The sequence below is a fragment of the Methanobrevibacter sp. UBA188 genome, from assembly GCF_905234905.1.
GTDB lineage: Archaea > Methanobacteriota > Methanobacteria > Methanobacteriales > Methanobacteriaceae > Methanocatella.
In genome coordinates this window covers 1-17,638 of the sequence record NZ_CAJOJM010000035.1, presented here as the reverse complement: position 1 = coordinate 17,638, position 17,638 = coordinate 1, and the positions used below count along the sequence as shown (strand labels likewise).

The 17,638-nt window shown below is 32.6% G+C and carries 13 protein-coding genes and 2 pseudogenes; 13 read left to right on the top strand and 2 right to left on the bottom strand.

Annotated features, from left to right (window positions below):
- The 3 genes from QZ143_RS07455 to QZ143_RS07445 all read left to right on the top strand — a co-directional run.
- Window positions 1-343 (top strand): UvrB/UvrC motif-containing protein (locus tag QZ143_RS07455; protein ID WP_292882761.1); only part of this gene is annotated, 343 nt, incomplete at its 5' end.
- A 108-nt stretch (window positions 344-451) separates the two neighbouring features.
- Window positions 452-3,340, top strand: coding sequence for an excinuclease ABC subunit UvrA (gene uvrA, locus QZ143_RS07450; RefSeq protein ID WP_292882755.1), 2,889 nt, complete (start codon window positions 452-454; stop codon window positions 3,338-3,340).
- 184 nt (window positions 3,341-3,524) lie between these two features.
- Window positions 3,525-4,343 carry a DUF368 domain-containing protein gene (locus tag QZ143_RS07445; protein WP_292882764.1) on the top strand — a complete coding sequence of 273 codons (819 nt, stop codon included), beginning with the start codon at window positions 3,525-3,527 and terminating at the stop codon, window positions 4,341-4,343.
- A gap of 511 nt (window positions 4,344-4,854) precedes the next feature.
- Here QZ143_RS07445 and QZ143_RS07440 read toward each other — a convergent pair.
- On the bottom strand, window positions 4,855-5,397 hold the full coding sequence (locus QZ143_RS07440) for a hypothetical protein (protein ID WP_292882752.1): 543 nt from the start codon (window positions 5,395-5,397) through the stop codon (window positions 4,855-4,857).
- A 1-nt stretch (window position 5,398) separates the two neighbouring features.
- Here QZ143_RS07440 and QZ143_RS07435 point away from each other — a divergent pair, with 1 nt between their 5' ends.
- The 7 genes and pseudogenes from QZ143_RS07435 (at window position 5,399) to QZ143_RS07405 (ending at window position 11,558) form a co-directional block, all read left to right on the top strand.
- On the top strand, window positions 5,399-5,965 hold the full coding sequence (locus QZ143_RS07435) for a hypothetical protein (RefSeq protein ID WP_292882749.1): 567 nt from the start codon (window positions 5,399-5,401) through the stop codon (window positions 5,963-5,965).
- A 275-nt stretch (window positions 5,966-6,240) separates the two neighbouring features.
- On the top strand, window positions 6,241-6,504 hold the full coding sequence (locus tag QZ143_RS07430) for a hypothetical protein (protein WP_292608333.1): 264 nt from the start codon (window positions 6,241-6,243) through the stop codon (window positions 6,502-6,504).
- On the top strand, window positions 6,501-6,638 hold the full coding sequence (locus QZ143_RS07425) for a hypothetical protein (RefSeq protein WP_292608336.1): 138 nt from the start codon (window positions 6,501-6,503) through the stop codon (window positions 6,636-6,638). Before QZ143_RS07430 ends, QZ143_RS07425 begins: the two co-directional genes overlap by 4 nt.
- Before the next feature lie 18 nt (window positions 6,639-6,656).
- Complete coding sequence (locus QZ143_RS07420) at window positions 6,657-6,806, top strand: hypothetical protein (protein ID WP_292882746.1); 150 nt, start codon at window positions 6,657-6,659, stop codon at window positions 6,804-6,806.
- 56 nt (window positions 6,807-6,862) lie between these two features.
- Window positions 6,863-9,454: pseudogene (locus QZ143_RS07415) on the top strand (DUF5814 domain-containing protein).
- A gap of 5 nt (window positions 9,455-9,459) precedes the next feature.
- Window positions 9,460-11,058: a helicase HerA-like domain-containing protein gene (locus tag QZ143_RS07410; protein WP_292882743.1), complete on the top strand. Its 1,599-nt coding sequence runs from the start codon at window positions 9,460-9,462 to the stop codon at window positions 11,056-11,058.
- Window positions 11,059-11,066: 8 nt separating this feature from the next.
- Window positions 11,067-11,558: a hypothetical protein gene (locus QZ143_RS07405; RefSeq protein WP_292882741.1), complete on the top strand. Its 492-nt coding sequence runs from the start codon at window positions 11,067-11,069 to the stop codon at window positions 11,556-11,558.
- On the opposite strand, the gene QZ143_RS07400 is transcribed toward QZ143_RS07405, so the two are convergent.
- Window positions 11,548-11,970, bottom strand: coding sequence for a GIY-YIG nuclease family protein (locus QZ143_RS07400; RefSeq protein WP_292608358.1), 423 nt, complete (start codon window positions 11,968-11,970; stop codon window positions 11,548-11,550). The two genes, QZ143_RS07405 and QZ143_RS07400, sit on opposite strands and share 11 nt — an antisense overlap.
- A gap of 366 nt (window positions 11,971-12,336) precedes the next feature.
- Between QZ143_RS07400 and QZ143_RS07395 the strand changes: the two genes are divergently transcribed.
- The 3 genes and pseudogenes from QZ143_RS07395 to QZ143_RS07385 all read left to right on the top strand — a co-directional run.
- Window positions 12,337-15,054 (top strand): hypothetical protein, encoded by a 2,718-nt coding sequence (locus QZ143_RS07395; RefSeq protein WP_292882738.1) that lies wholly within the window; start codon window positions 12,337-12,339, stop codon window positions 15,052-15,054.
- 16 nt (window positions 15,055-15,070) lie between these two features.
- On the top strand, window positions 15,071-15,943 hold the full coding sequence (locus tag QZ143_RS07390) for an Ig-like domain-containing protein (RefSeq protein ID WP_292882735.1): 873 nt from the start codon (window positions 15,071-15,073) through the stop codon (window positions 15,941-15,943).
- Window positions 15,906-17,638: pseudogene (locus QZ143_RS07385) on the top strand (PQQ-binding-like beta-propeller repeat protein); the annotation flags it as partial. The gene QZ143_RS07390 and the pseudogene QZ143_RS07385, both read left to right, overlap by 38 nt.

The window sequence follows — 17,638 nt, the reverse complement described above, 5'->3', positions numbered from 1 at the left end:
AAATGTAAATGGTCGTGTAATAATGTATGTGGATGACATGACCGATTCGGTTAAAAATGCATATGACATTACCCTTAAAAGACGTAAACTGCAGATGAAATATAATGAAGTTCATGGAATTACTCCAAAGTCCACTCAAAGAACTTTAAAAGAAAAACTTGCAGAAGAAGATGAAAAATACAAAGGCATTGGAGCAGATGTTAGTACAATGCCGAAAGACGAGCTTCATTTGTTAATCAAGGATTTGGAAAAAGATATGAAGGATGCAGCTGCAAGACTGGACTTTGAAAGGGCTGCAGATTTAAGAAACAAACTTTATGCCTTAAAAGGGTTTGACAAATAATCTCATTTTTTTTTGGGTGATGAAATATTACTTTTCATATGCTCTTTAAAATACTTTATAAATGAGATTGTTCTAATATTATATAACTAATTTTTTTAGGAGTGTATTATGGCTGAAGAATCTAAAAAACAAATTATCATTAAGGGTGCACGTGAGCATAATCTGCAAGATATTGATGTAAGTGTTCCCCGAGATGAATTTATTGTAATTACTGGTATTAGTGGATCAGGTAAGTCTTCATTGGCTTTTGATACAATTTATGCTGAAGGACAGCGTAGATATGTTGAGTCATTATCAGCTTATGCAAGACAATTTTTAGGGCAGATGAAAAAGCCTGAAATGGAGTCAATTGAAGGATTATCTCCTGCAATTTCAATTGACCAAAAAACAACAAGAGAAAATCCAAGATCCACTGTAGGAACAATTACTGAAATTTATGACTATTTAAGATTATTATTTGCAAGAATTGGTATTCCGCATTGTCCTAATTGTGGAAAAGAAGTTTCTCATCAAACCATTGGTCAAATAGGAGAATCAATAATTGAAGAAGGCGAAGGAATTAAAATTCAAATTTTATCTCCTATTGTAAGGGATAAGAAAGGCCAATTCAAAGATGTGCTTGATGATTTGAGAAACAAAGGTTTCGTAAGGGTTCGTGTTGATGATGAAATAAGGGATTTGGAAGAAGACATATCTCTTGCAAAAACTTACAGGCACAATATTGATGTTGTTGTAGATAGATTAAAAATCCGTAAGGATGTTGATTTTAAAAGAAGGCTAGTTGACTCATTGGAAACTGCAGCTGAATTTTCAGAAGGTTTAATCACAGTCTTATTTGATGATGGTGATAAAGAATACGAAAAAAAATATTCAGAGCATTTTGCATGTGTTGATTGTGGAATAAACTTTGAAGAGCTAACTCCAAGGATGTTTTCATTCAATGCTCCACAGGGTGCATGTCCTGAATGTAATGGTATCGGTTCTAAAATGGAAATTGACCCGGACTTAGTTGTTCCGGACAAATCATTGTCTTTAAATGAAGGTGCAATCGTACCTTGGGCAAGTTCAGCTAAACGGGAAAATTATTATTTCCAAATGCTTGATGCAGTTTCAAAACATTTTAATTTCAGCATGGACACTCCATTTGAAGAACTTGATAAGAAATATCAGGATACAATTCTTTTTGGCTGTGATGAAAAAATCCCATTCAACTTTAAAAGAAGAAATAAATCCTACATGGTGAATCGTAGATTTGAAGGCGTTGTTCCAAGAATGCAAAGATTATACTTTGAAACCAAATCAAGCTATTCAAGAAAATACCTCTCCAAATTCATGTCTGATAGGAAATGTTATGTTTGTGACGGAAAAAGATTAAGGCCTGAAGTTTTAGCCGTTACTGTTGGTGGAAAATCAATCATTGATGTGTGTGATTTGGCGATTAAAGACTCATATCAATTTTTCCAGGATTTGGAATTGACTGAAAGGGAAAATTTCATTGCAAAAGAAGTCTTAAAAGAGATTAAAGAGCGCTTAAGCTTCTTGGTTGAAGTTGGTCTTGATTATCTGTCCATGTCTAGGTCATCAGGAACACTTTCCGGTGGTGAGGCTCAAAGGATTCGTTTGGCAACCCAGATAGGTTCAGGTCTGGTCGGTGTTTTATACATTTTGGATGAACCAAGTATAGGACTCCATCAAAGGGATAATATTAAGCTTATTGAAGCATTAAAAAGACTCAAAGACTTGGGAAATACATTGGTTGTCGTTGAACATGACGAAGAAACTATCTTATCTGCAGACCATGTTGTTGACATTGGCCCTGGTGCCGGTGAGCATGGTGGTAAGGTGGTTGCTCAGGGAACTCCAGTGGAGATTATGAAGAATCCCGATTCAATTACAGGCCAATATATTTCAAGAGCTAAAAAGATTGATATTCCTAAAGACAGGCGTGAAGGAAACGGCCAATTCATTGAAATCAAAGGAGCTGCTCAAAATAACCTTAAAGACATTGATGTTGAAATCCCATTAGGTAAATTCACCTGTGTTACTGGTGTCAGCGGTTCAGGTAAAAGTAGTTTAATCAATGAAATTCTATACAAGGGAGCACACGGCAAATTGTCCAAAAAATTCATGTTTGCAGGAAAATACGATAAAATCGAAGGATTGGAAAATATTGATAAGGTAATTGCAATTGACCAAAAACCTATCGGAAGGACTCCTAGATCAAATCCTGCTACATACACTGGTGTGTTTACAGATATCCGTGATCTGTTTGCAAATACTCCAGAATCAAAGGCAAGAGGATATAAACCTGGAAGATTCTCATTCAACGTTAAGGGCGGAAGATGTGAAGCATGTTCTGGTGATGGAATCGTTCAGATTGAAATGCACTTTTTAGCAGATGTTTACGTTCCATGTGAGGTGTGCGGAGGTAAACGATACAACGAAGAGACCTTGGATATCCGGTATAAAGGTAAAAACATTTATGAAGTCTTGGAAATGACAGTTGAAGAGGCACTGGAATTCTTTGAAAACATCCCGAAAATCACCAAAAAGCTTCAGACATTATATGATGTAGGTTTGGGTTATATGAAAATCGGTCAGCCTGCTACAACATTGTCTGGTGGTGAAGCTCAAAGGATTAAACTGGCAAAAGAGCTTTCAAGATCCAGTACTGGCAAGACATTGTACATTTTGGACGAACCTACTACAGGTCTTCATTTTGCAGATATCAAAAGATTATTGGAGGTTCTTGCTAGACTAACTGATGCAGGCAATTCTGTTGTAGTAATTGAGCATAATTTGGATGTTATCAAGACTGCAGACCATATCATTGACCTTGGTCCTGAAGGGGGAGATGGAGGTGGTGAAGTAATCGCTACCGGAACACCTGAAGAGATTGCTGAGGCTGGTACTTACACCGGTCAGTTCCTGGAACGTATGCTTGATGAGAATATTACTCCTTATGCAAAAGAACTGGTGGAAGATATAGGAAAATAATCTTTTCTTATATTATTTTTCTACTTTTTAGTTACTGTTAATTTATTTAATGAATTATTCTATTTTTCTTTTTTTTAGATAAATTATTTAATTAATTAAATCAAATATAATAATAATTATTTTAGGTGATAAATTGAGTTTTGATTTAAAAGAGGCATTTTTAATTTTTATTCGTGGTGTCCTTATGGGTTCGGCGGATATTGTTCCAGGGGTTTCTGGAGGAACAATTGCATTAATTACTGGAATTTATGGACATTTGGTGGAAGCGATAAGTAATATTAAGTTTGGATTTATAAAACCACTACTTAAGGGAGATGGCAGAGGTTTTATTAATGGCATATTGGAAGAGATAGATTTCAAATTCTTTATTCCATTGGTTTTGGGTATTGGAGTTGCTTTTTTAACATTGGCAAAAGTTGTTACCTATTGTATGGATGTGCATACTGCTTTAACTTATTCATTTTTCTTAGGTTTAATTATAGCTTCAGCAGTAATCCTATTTAAGAAATTAAATGAAATTAATTTAACAAATATTATATTTGCTGTAATTGGTGCTATTTTAACATATATTTTTGTAAGTTTAAATCCTATGGCTGCTAATCATTCTTTAATTGTCCTATTCTTCTCTGGTATGATAGCAATCTGTGCAATGATTTTACCTGGTGTTTCAGGTTCATTTTTATTATTGCTTTTAGGGCAATATGAATACATGTTGACAGCACTTCATGAGCTTCATTTCGCAGAAATCATAACCTTTGTTGTAGGTGCTTTGATAGGTATTCTTGGATTTTCAAAAATATTAAATTATCTGCTTAAAAACCATGAACACGTCACAATGGCATTTCTTATTGGGGTAATGCTTGGGTCTTTAAAGGTTCCTGCAGTGGAAATCATGGAATCTACAGGTTTAAATTTTGCAGGTCTTTTCCCATGTTTAATAGTTGCAGTAATTGGATTTGCGTTAATCATTATTTTAGAAACAAAATTTGACTATATTGAATAGTTCAAAGCGTGGCATATTATTAGTATATTGAGGTATGGTAATTTACCATATCTCATTTTTTCACCAAACTTTTTTGTATTTTTCTCATTGAAATTAAATTTAAGTTGGAATAACAACATGACTTCGCTAATGGATGATTCTTTCATTCTAGAATTATTATATTGTGAATTTAAAATAGTATAATAATAATATCCTTTTTTTCAACAGTTTTAATCTGTAGAGCTACAATAAAGCTGTATTAATGGTAAAAACTAAACAATTAAACTCATTCTTTCTTAATCAATGCAAAAAACTAAAAAAATATTCTTGCAAAAGATTATTAATAAAGTCGCATATATATTATTGTATTGATTTTTTTACATCAATTTAGTGTATAAATTAATTTATATGAAAAATTCAAGAAATTGACAGAAAATAATTGCATTTGATGTCAAGAAGAAGTGAATTAATTAGTATTGTAAAATCTGTAGATGGATAATAATGATTTATTCATAAATGTCCTAGTTAATTTTTATACTAATATATAATTAAAGAATGGAGGTAATATTATTTTTAAGAATAATAAAGTATTATTATTTATTTCAATAATTTTTGTTTCATTAATTGCCATAAGTGCAGTAAGCGCTGCAGACAATATAAATGACACTGTTGCAGTTTCTAGTGATGATTCAGATGTTATTGCAGTTAATAATGAAGATAAAATCGTAAGTGTAGGAACTGATGATTCAGATGTAGTTTCTGCAGATAGTGAAGACGAAATAGTAAGCACTAATGTTGTTGAAAAAGATGATGTTGTATCAATCGGTTCTAAATCAGGAAACGGTTCAAGCTTTGATTTCTCAAGTTTATTTAATGGAACTAGTATAAGCTTTGGTAATGGAACAAGCTTTGATTTCTCAAGTTTATTAAATGGAACTACCATAAGTTTCGGTAATGGAACAAGCTTCAATACATCAAGCCTATTAAATGCTAATTTCACTTTTGGTAATGGAACAAGCTTTAATATCTCAAGTTTAATAGGAGGTAATGGAACAAGCTTTGATATAGGAAGCATAATGGATATTTTCGGCGGTAAAACTGTAGAGGATTCTATTAATGCCACTGATGTAAGCAAAGTTTACACTGTAAATACTAAATATAGTGTCAATATATTACATGGAAATGAAACTTTAACTTCAGGAGCTGTTACATTCACTGTTGACAATAAGGAATATGTGGGCAGTTGGAAAGATGGTTCTGTTTATGTGAATTTAAAAAATTTAAAACCTGGAGATCATTTCATCATTACAGAATATGGTCAAACTTTAGCTAAAAATAAAATCACAGTTAAAAAAGCAACTCCTAAATTAGCTGCAAAAAACAAAGCTTTTAAAGTTAAAACAAAAACTAAAAAATACACTGTAACTTTAAAAACCAATGAGAACAAAGTTCTTAAAAACACTAAAGTTACCATTAAAGTTAAAGGTAAAACCTATTCTGCAAAAACCAACAGTAAAGGAAAAGCAACCTTTAAAATAACCAAATTAACTAAAGTTGGTAAATTTAGCGCTACTGTTAAATCCGCAGCAACTGCTTGCTACAAATCAGTAAGTAAAAGTGTAACTATTACAGTTAAAAAATAATTTTTCTGTAATGTTTTGAGTTTTTAACTCAAAACCTATTTTTTTTTTTTAATTATTGTTGTGTCATGAATTCGGACCAATTATTGATTTTTTGATGAGATATTTGGATTTCAAAGAATATTTCAAAGTATTTACTTATTATTTTTATTCTTCATGAAATTTCATCGATTATTTCTTGTAAAAATGGTTTATTTTTACAAATTTGTTTTTGTTGCCATAATAATTATATATTGTTGCAACAAAGATAATAACAAGATTACTACATGGTGGTCGTTATGGGGATTTGTCCTAGATGCGGTTCTTGGGTTGATGAAGGCGAACCTTACTGTCCTGAATGCTGTTACGATGGAAGTGGTGAAACAGATGATGTTAATTCCGATTCTGATATGATCACAGTTAACGGTTATGATTATAAAAAAAGGGATGTGGAATATGCATTGGATGAATTGAGGTATGATTTTGATGATTTAAAATCAGGATTTGTTGATGAGGATGAACTGGAAGAAATCCTGAAAAATATGTGGGAGTGTTTATTATGACAAAGCAATGTTTTTACTGCAGCTATCCGAACAGTGACAGTGCAACACGTTGCATAAATTGTGGAATGGAATTGAATAAATATTGGGATAAATCCGGCGAAAAACCAGAGCTTATAGATAAACGAAAAAGATAATTAGTTTGAGGGAATAATATGAAAATTTGTCCAAAATGCAGTTCAATACTGGCAGATAATGAGCCTTACTGCGAAAATTGCGGTTATGACCCAGCTTTTGATGGGGGCAGTTGGAAGTCTGATGACTTGTCATTGAAAGTTTCAAGGCCTTATGGTGAATATCTTTAGATATTCAATTCAAATCTGGATTAACTTAATTAACAATTAACAATATAATATTATTAATGCTAGTTTTAAAGAAAGTCAAAAAACAGTGGAAGTTATATCCAATCGGTTCTCCAAAAGGGGCACTGAACCATAAAAGAGAACCGGAATTTGTTGGAAATATCAAGTTCAAGCATGAAGGAGATTCTCTTGATATTTCAAGGTTTGTAGCCGATTATAACTTTAAGGATAACTCCACATTAAATGAAAAATTGCTGCCTCCTGGTGAAGTCATTAAGTTACTTCGCTCTCAGGCTGTTTTTCTTGCAACACCTGATGAAAAGGTTGAAAAATTCCTAAAATCATATAACATTAAAGTCAGAAAAACACAGGTTTGTGATTTCTGCGCATTTGAAGGAAATATTACAATTGTCAATTCATCCTACTCTTATAAATATAATAATCAGCTAATCTGTAAAGAATGTGCTCATGATACGATAAAGGAAGAATTGAAGCTTCAGGGATTTGACAGGGCTATTTTTAGAAATCTTAAAAAAACATTGGAAAAAACAGGAAGTCTGGAAAAAACCTTATCGGTTTTATCTCCTCACTTTGATGCAATAAAGAATAGAAATCTGACATTGTTTGACAAGACCGGAAAATCCAAGCATATCATTCCTCCTGTGGATATGAAAAGATTGAAGATTCCAAAAAAGTTTAAGCAGGTTCTTTTGGATTCTGGAAACACAAAACTGTTGCCTGTTCAGTATCTGGCCATTAAGGAAGGACTTCTGAGGGGTGATGATTTGCTTGTTGTAAGTGCAACAGGTTCCGGTAAAACACTGGTTGGGGAGCTTGCAGGTATTACGGAGGCTTTGAAAGGTAAAAAATTCGTATTTTTAACTCCGTTGGTTGCCCTTGCAAACCAAAAATACAGGGATTTTAAAAAGAAATACTCAAAATTGGGTTTGAAAGTATCCATTAAGGTTGGAAGAAATCGTGTAAAAGCAAAAGGGGAGTTAAATCTTCCGGATTCTGATGTTTCCAACTCAGATATTGTTGTTGCAACCTATGAGGGAATAGATTATCTTTTAAGAAACGGAAATTCCAACAGTTTATCTAATCTTGGCGTTGTTTTGATAGACGAAATTCATATGATTGATGATGAAGACCGTGGAACACGTCTAAACGGTTTGATTAAGCGATTAAAGCATTTGTATCCTAAAACTCAAATTATTGGATTGTCTGCAACTGTTAAAAATCCTGAATTTTTAGCGGATGAATTTAATATGAAGCTTGTTAAGTATGATGAGCGGCCGGTTCCTTTGGAAAGGCACCTGGTTTATGTTAGAAACGAGTCTCAAAAACGTCATCTGATGCAGAGATTGGTTAAAAGGGAGTACAATACCAAATCCAAAAAAGGATTTAGGGGTCAAACTATAATATTTACAAATTCAAGACGCAAAACTCATCAGATTACAAACTTCCTGACAAATAAGCATATAAACGCAAGGGCGTATCATGCAGGATTGTCCTATTATAAAAAGGAAAAGATTGAAAAGGACTTTGATAAGGGTAAGATTTCATGTGTTGTAACGACTGCAGCCCTTGCAGCTGGTGTGGATTTTCCGGCTTCACAGGTAATATTTGATTCATTGGTAATGGGAAACAAGTGGATCAATCCGAATGAATTTGCACAAATGCTTGGTCGTGCAGGAAGGCCGTCCTATCATGATAGAGGTATTGTTTATCTGATTCCTGAGATTGGCAATGATTTTGCTGGAGAATCAGAAGAGGCAATGGCATTGGACCTTTTAGAAAGCAATAGTGAGGATGTATATATTGAATATGATGAGGAATCATCTTATGAACAGATTCTTGCGGATATCTCTTCAACTTCAATCAAATCATTTGAAGAGTTAAATAAATTTTATAAGAATATTGACGTTCCGATAAGCATCAAGATAGCTGTGGATGAAATGGATGACTTGGGATTGATTGAGAGAAGCCCAAATAATAAACTGGCAGTAACAAAATATGGAAGGGCAACATCAGTATCATTTTTATCAATTGAAGATGCGGAATTCATCAAAAATACTCTGAATGATTATAATTATTTGAAAAGATATGTTGGGCATTCTCCAATGTATAAGAAAAAGGATAAGTATGATAAGCTTAAGGTGCTGATTTTGGCGATGGCACTGGATTTGGAAATGTTTGAAAATGCATATCTTTCAAATGTCATTCACAATCAAATTTCCAATGCATTAAAGATTAAATTTTCCACCAGATTATTTGCCGAATCAACTTTAGATATCATATCTTCAGGTGAAGCAATGGAATAGGTCGATAAGAAATTCCAGGATGCATTAATAGCTCTTCAAAGTGATTTTATGCAATGCAAATGTCAGGACAGGCCGTTTTGCAGCTGTATGCAAAGGGGAATCTCAGAGGTTATTGTTCACGAAAGACTTAAAGGCAAGGACCCTCAAGATATATCAAATAAGTTATTCAGAAAATATCAAATTCAAGTCTATCCTGGAGATATATTCTCGTGGTTGGATAATTTCGTTAAAAATTTAGACGCCATAAAAAGGATTGCCAAGGCGTATAATAGGCAGAATTTTGTCAAAAAAACTAATTGGTTAATTAAGAAAATAGAAAATGGGTGAAATGCATGTATGCAGATGAAAAAATATTGATAGGTTGTAATGAAAACACATGTGTGAGTTTATTACCAAAACTAGCTAATAGGCATGGTTTAATAGCAGGTGCAACTGGAACAGGTAAGACAATTACTTTAAAAACTTTAGCAGAATCCTTTTCGGATTTGGGAGTTCCAGTCTTTTTGGCTGATATGAAAGGGGATATTTCAGGACTTGCAAAAATAGGCTCTGAAACAGAAAAAATCAAAGCCAATGTTGATAAATATGGTCTTGCAGAAAAGGGATTCAAATATCAGGCATATCCTGTTGAATTTTGGGATTTATTTGGTCAAAAAGGACTTCCTGTAAGAGTTACATTGTCTGAAATGGGTCCGACTCTTTTGGCTAAGATATTGAATTTATCTGAAGCACAGACAGGTGTTTTAAACATTGTATTTAGGGTTGCAGACAATAATTCTCTACCAATAATTGATTTAAAAGACCTGAAGGCCATGATTAATCATGTCGTTGAAAACAAGGCCCAATATGAAAGCGAATATGGTGCTATAGCTGAAAAGTCAGCAAATACAATTTTAAGAAGCTTGATAACTCTCGAAGATCAGGGCGGTAACGACTTTTTCTTTGAACCGGCACTTGATTTGAATGACTTCATTAGAGTCGATGACAATGGAAAAGGTATCATTAACATTTTGGATGCTCAAAAGTTGTCACTTTCACCGGAATTATATTCAACATTCCTCCTTTGGATGTTATCAGAATTATTTGAAAATTTACCTGAAGTAGGAGATATGGACAAACCTAAATTTGTATTCTTCTTTGATGAGGCACATCTTTTGTTTGATGACATGTCTGCCGAATTCGGCAAAAAAATCGAACAAATCGTAAGGCTAATCCGGTCAAAAGGTGTAGGTTTATATTTCATTTCACAATCTCCTGCAGATATTCCTGATGATATATTGGCACAACTTGGAAATCGTGTTCAGCATGCACTTCATGCATACACTCCAAAAGACCAAAAGGCGGTTAAGGTGGCTGCTGAAACATTCAGACCAAACCCAGAGTTCAACACTGAAGATGTCATTTCAGAACTTGGAATCGGACAGGCATTGGTGTCTGTTTTGGATGAAAATGGTGTTCCGGGAATAGTTGAAAAGGTGGATATTGTGCCTCCGCAAAGTTATATTGGAGCTATCGATGATGCAATGAGGGAAGAATTAATCAACTTATCCGAACTCAAAGGCAAATACTTCGAACCGGTTGATCCTGAATCTGCTTACGAATTATTATTAAACAAAATTGATTCTGATTCAAATCTTGAAAGCGAAGTAGCACCTGAAACCAAAGAAGCCGTTGAAGAAGCCATTGAACAAAATCATGAAGCTCCAGTTGAGGAAGCTCCTGCCCAAGAAACTCCACAGGAAAAACCTGCATTCGGTTTGGGAGATATCATCGGAACCGTTATGGGAGGAAGCCAGCCTGCAAAAGGCAAAAGAGCTAAAAAATCTGAAACTCAAAAAATGGCTGAAAGGGCAGCATCACAGGCAGCAAATACTGTTGCACGTGAAGTTACAAAAGGAATAATGAGGGGAATCTTTGGACAAATGAAATAGGTGGTTATATGGCACATCCTCACAAAAAAGCAGTGGCTAATATGCCTGCTTCATCTTTAATCGGAATTATTGAAGAGTCTAAAATGACTTATGTTCGTGAAAACTTAAGCATTTTCTTACATGAAAATCAGATAAAACTCTTAAAACAAGTTAAAAAGCATGAAAAACCTCATCACAAACGCATTAGGGTTAAGCAATTTGAAAAAGCTAAAAAAGATGATCTGTTTAATATGCATTTGGGTTTGTATCTTAAGAAATATCAGAAATTGGAAAAAATTGGTCTGATTGAAATAGATTTGAATCCTGATAACGGGCTTGAATATGACTGCACTTTAACTTCTAAAGGTAAAGATGTTTTGGATGAAATTTCTACTTTGGAAAAGGAATGGGAAATTGTTGTAAACATTAACGATGATGATTTGGAAGTCTTAAGGAAATTGGCTCTAGATTCATTTGAAATTTCATATAAACATAAGAAAAAGAAAGGTTTCATATTTTAAAGTATTCAAAATCCATGGCTATTGATTTGTATGCATTTTGGACAGATTCAATAGCTTCATTTCTATTTTTAAAATAATATAGGTGGCTTTCACAGTCACAATCAGAACATCCGAAATTTTTTATCCCTTTTGCATTGTTTGAAATGTATTGTGATAATTCACATTCTATCTTTTCAGTTGATTCATTGAATATTATTTCTTCAATTTCTGATTCTTTTAACAAATAATCAATGTGCCAATGGAGCTTTTTTTCATCTCTTAAATGTCTGTTTATTCGTGATTCAAGTGAATTCATCGCAGAACCTACATAAACATAGTGTCCTTTAGTGAAATCTATTTTACCTAATTTTTTTCCTATTTTGATTTTTGAACTATTGCTTAAATTGATAATTAGACAGTAACATCCTTTCATTTTAATCATTTTAATGCCGTATTTGATATTAATATATTACAAATATTATATGTTATATGTTTTGGGGAAGTATTTTGGACAAATGGTATTTTTTTCGCTTTTGTGGTGTTATTGGTTGATTTCTATAATTTTGGGAGGTCATTACTTCAATTATATCAACAGTTCTTTGGAATTATCAAGTTAGTTATGGTCTTATTATGCTGATGTTGAAAACTAAAAGTAATAACAAAATGATACTTCATCAATTCAATTTGAAAAGTTTATATGTATTCAATGATATATAGTTAGTTAATAACAATTGTTGAGGTCATTAAATTGAAAAGGTATAAGATAATAATATTAGCTCTATTAATTTTATTATTTTTTATGGGTAGTGTAAATGCTAGTGAGGACATTGGTCTTAATCAAACAGCAGATACTTTGTCCTTTGATTTAAATCAAAGTTCATTAGAAACTAATTTTGAAGATAATATTGTAGAAGAAAGTTCTGATCAGGTTATTGTTAATGATTGGGAAGAGTTACAATATTATTGTTCTTTGGATGATAAAAATTATACATTAAAACTTAAAGAGAATACTAATTATTATCCATCTGATGTATCAGATTCAAATGGCCAGATTCTTATTAAGAATAATGTTAAAATTATTGGAAGTGAAGGGGCATATATTGGAGATATATCTCCTCAAGCGGGAAACATTGAATATGCTGCAATTAAAGTGGCTGATGATTCAGGAATTGGTATTACCTTGGAAAACATTACATTTAAATGGATTGGTTCTTCATATCAATCCGATGGTGTATTTTTAGTTATGGGTGGCAATGCAAATAATTATATTAGAAACTGTTACTTCACCAACATTTCTACTAATATGGGTCATTCCAGTATTCTTCATATTAAAAAAGGTAAAGCAATATTGACAAACTGTACTTTTATTAATTGTACTACTGATTTTGGTTGTGTTAGTATTTATAACCCTGATGATGACCCTACTAACCTATGTACTAAGGCTTCTATGGAAGTCAATGACTGTTACTTTGAAGGCAACTATGCTAGAACTGAACCTGGCTGTATTAATAACTGTGGTATGCTTGTTGTGAATAATACTACTTTTTATAAGAATAGTGCTTTTTGGTGGGCTGGTGCAATACATACTCATGGTGGTGCTAATACTACAATATATGATTCTGACTTTATAGATAATCTTGCTGGTTGGAATGGTGGTGCACTATATACTTATAGTTATTTACAGATTTACAACTCAAGGTTTATAGGTAATAATTGTACTACTAATAATGGTGGTGGAGCTATAGGTGCTTGTAAATATCTGCATTCACCATATATACATATTGAGGGTAGTCTATTCCAAAACAATGAAAATCTATGTTGGGGTTTAGATGAATTGTCAACTACTGGTACTGGTCGTGGAGGAGCAATATCCATAATGGATGATGGTGCTCTTGAATTATATAATAATATATTTATTAAAAATAGTGCTTCTATAGGTAGTGCTGTTTGTGCTATTTCTGGTGGTCTTAGTTATGGTTCTCCTGATGTTAAAATTGTAGGAAATAAATTTATTAATCATACTCGTATGGGAGATGTACTGGATATAAGATTGTCTTCAGTTTCAACATCCGAAATTAGAGATAATTATTTCTTAAACAATTCTATCGTATTTGAAAAGCTCAAATTATCTGCTGAAGATCCAATTGATGGTATAGTAAATTTCCATTTGGATGTGTCTTTAAAAAATCCAAAATATTATGATAATGATATTTTGGAGAAATCCAGCTATTATGTTTATGTTGATGGTGTATATCATTCAACTGTTTCAAGTAAAGATTTCACACTTAATTTAGAAAAAGGCAAAACTGCTTATGTTTATGTAGTTCCATCTATATCAAGTAGTAAAAGTAATGAAGTTTTTGCAGGTATTCCAAAAACATTTATTTATGTATCACAAAGTCGGGGTAATGATAGTAATGATGGTCTATCTAGAAGTCAACCTGTAAAAACATTAAGCAAATCAATTGAACTTGCAAGAAGTTATGAAAATATAGTGATAATCGACGGAACATTTGATGAAACAGATTTGACTATTGATTACAATTTAACAATAGCTGCCGAAAACAGTGCAACCATTACTGTTGTAGGCAATGCATTCACCATTACTGATGGGGACGTAAGATTTGTTAATGTTAGTTTTAAAAATTCGAAATACGGATCAAGCACAAAAAATAGAATTATATCACAAACCGGTACTGGATTTTTATTCTTGGAAGGATGTATTTTCCAATCAAATGATTATAAGGCGCTGATTGAAGCTAGTGGCAGTATTGAAGGTGAAAATTTAATAGTTTCTGACAATAAGGACGGTTCTTTTATTAAATGTGATTCCATTAAACTTAAATCATCAGTATTTACCAATAACATTGCAACTTATACATTATATAAATCTATCTTATATACTACAAAAACAGTTAAATTTGAAATTGAAAACGTGACATTCATTGGAAATAATGTTCACTCTGGCTGTATTTATGTTAAAGGAAGCGGAACAGTAACAGACTGTGCATTTATTGGAAATAAGATGATGATCTCAAGTGGTAGAGGTTCTGCAATCGTGCTTGATGATGGTTCTCTTGTTGTCCAATCCTCTGAATTCATTAATAATACAGATACTGGAAGATATTCCTCTGTAATTTATCTAACATCAGGCGATTTATTAATCAAGGATTCAATTTTAATTAACAATGCTTATGAAAATACAAATAATCTAATTATAAATGGTGCTGAAACCTCACTTAAAAAGTTAATTGCAAATAATAATTGGTGGGGTAACACTCCGGATAACTTAAGCAAACCTGCTTTAAAAGTCTATCCTTCATCAAATCTATTGCCGAATGGATGGGATCCTGTATCCTATTGGCTAGTATTAAATGCCACTTCTTTAAATGATGAACTTAGGATAAATGATAATGCTCCTGTTCAGTTTGCATTCACCCAAATAGATAATTATGGAAATGTAACAGCTTATGATTCATATTATTTGCCAAGTTTTGATTTAAAATTGATAGTGTGATGATAATAAATTAAAAGTGGAAAACGGAGTGGCCACTACTTATTTCACATTAACCGGCATTAATGGAGGTTCACTATTCGGTTCATTTATCGGACGCAGTGCAGGTGTTAACTTCAAGTTTATAAAATCAACTCCTGACATGACAATCAATGTAAATGATACTGCTTTTAAAAGCCCTGCAGAGATTGAAATAATTCTTGATTCCGGTGCAACTGGAGAGTTAATAGTTAAAGTTGGAAATATTACTCAAACAAAACATATATCTGATTCAACAACATTCATGATTTCTGATCTGCCAGTTGGAAATTACACTGTTGAAGTTAACTATACTGGAAATGAAATATATAATCCAGTTGTAAAAACAGCCCAATTTTCTGTAAATAAGCTTCCATCAGACATTAACATATCCTGTGGAGAAATTGAATTATACAAGGATGTTGTTTTTACTTTTAGTGTAAGTGATGGTGCAACTGGAATTGTGGAAGTAAATGTTAACAATCAAACAGAAACAATCAATGTCGGTGAATCTTACACAATTAAAAACATTGGCCGTGGAAATTATCGTATAAAAGCAATTTATAAGGGGGATAATAACTATCTTGAAAGCAGTAACGAGTTTACATTTGAAGTAGGTAAATATTTCCCATCAATAAATGTTGATGTTCCGAATATTACTTATGGAAATGATGCTGTTATTACTGTAACTCTTAATAACAATGCAACAGGCGATGTTAGTGTTTTAATAGATGGCAAATCAAGCACTGCTAAACTAAATAACGGTCAGGCAATATTAACTATTTCAAATCTTAATGCTGGACAAAATAAAATAGTGAATGTGTCATATGCTGGTGATGATAATTATAAAAATGCCACAAAATCTGATTCTTGATTTTACAATTAATTCAAATGATGCTAAAATTGGAAAAGAGGTTACTGTTGAAATAGCTCTTCCGGCTTATAGTGGTGGAACAATAACATTGTCCGGTATTAAAAGTGAAGTTAAAAATGTTCCTTTATCAGGTATTGTTAAAGTTATTTATGATGATTTGGAAAGTGGAACATATACTGTATTTGCAGAGTATAATGGTGATAATTATCAAACAATTTCAAAATCCACATCATTTACAGTGTCTTTATGGGATGAACCTCAATGGGCAAACGATGATGGTGATGTAAGACACACCGGAAAATCTCAATATGATAGCACAGTAAATGGTGATTTAAAATGGTCTGTTGATGCGGCCAACATTACTGGAAACATGGCTATTGATAGTGAAGGCAATATATATGTAACAACCAAAGAAGGCATTTACTCTTTTGACAACAAAGGTGCTCTAAGATGGACTTACCTAAATGATGCTGCAGGTCTTTATTTTTCAGGAATATCTATTGGTCGTGATGTAATCATTTCACCAAAAGCTGATGATACATTATACTTTATTAATCAAACTACTGGGGAACGCTATGGTCATGCTAATATTTATCTAGGATCAAGTTATTTTGCTCCGGTAGTTGATTCAAATGCCAATATTTATATTTCAGGCCAAGGTGATGCAAATAATCCTAATTTAATCATTATTCCATATAAACTATGGGAAAATGGTGGAAATCCAATTGTTATTTCTTTAGGTGATGCATTCCCTAGTGCATCTCCAACAATAATAGATGATACTTTTGTTGTTGTTCCATGTAGGGATGCTATTAAGGTTGTTGATATTTCTTCTAAAGCAGTAGTATATTCAAAATCTGGTAAAATCAATATATCTAGTGTAATTGGCGACGGAAATATGATATACTCTATTTTAGATGATTCTATATATGCATTTAATTTATTCAATGGAAATTCATGGACTACTAAGATAACTGGTGGTGCTGGAAATCAGTTGGCTATCGATAATGAATATGGAATTTACGCAGTAAATGCTGACGGAACATTGTACAGATATGATTTCATTGATGGTAGTGAATTAAAATTTACAAATTTAACCGTAACTTCAGGTATTTTAATTGATAATGAAAATAATGTTTACTTTGCATCAAATAATATATTTTATGCATTGGATTGTGATGGAAATATATTGTGGCAATCTAAACTTGATTCAAATATTGTTGGAAAACCTATAATGGATAAAAATGGAATAATTTACATAAACAGTGCAAATAATGTTTATGCATTAGGACAATCAAGTTTAAAAAATCCTGATTTAGCAATCGGCACCGAAAATATTTATGTAAATCAAAGAGAAACAATTGCCATTACTCTAAATGAAGATGCAACTGGATTGGTTGAAATTACAATTAATGGCAATAAATCTCAGGAAAGGGTAATTAATGGAAAGATTATAAAAACTTTGGATAATTTAACTTCTGGGGATTATTATGTTGATGTAAAATATTTAGGTGATTTAAGGTTTGAATCATCAACAAAATCCGCTCATTTCACTGTCTTAAAATATGACTCATATATGAAAGTAACTGTTAAAAACATTAACGGTACTGAATGCAGTGAATTTAATGCAGGGGATATTGTAATATTTTATATAGAATTGAAACCTGATGCGACAGGTAGTGTTTTACTAAATGT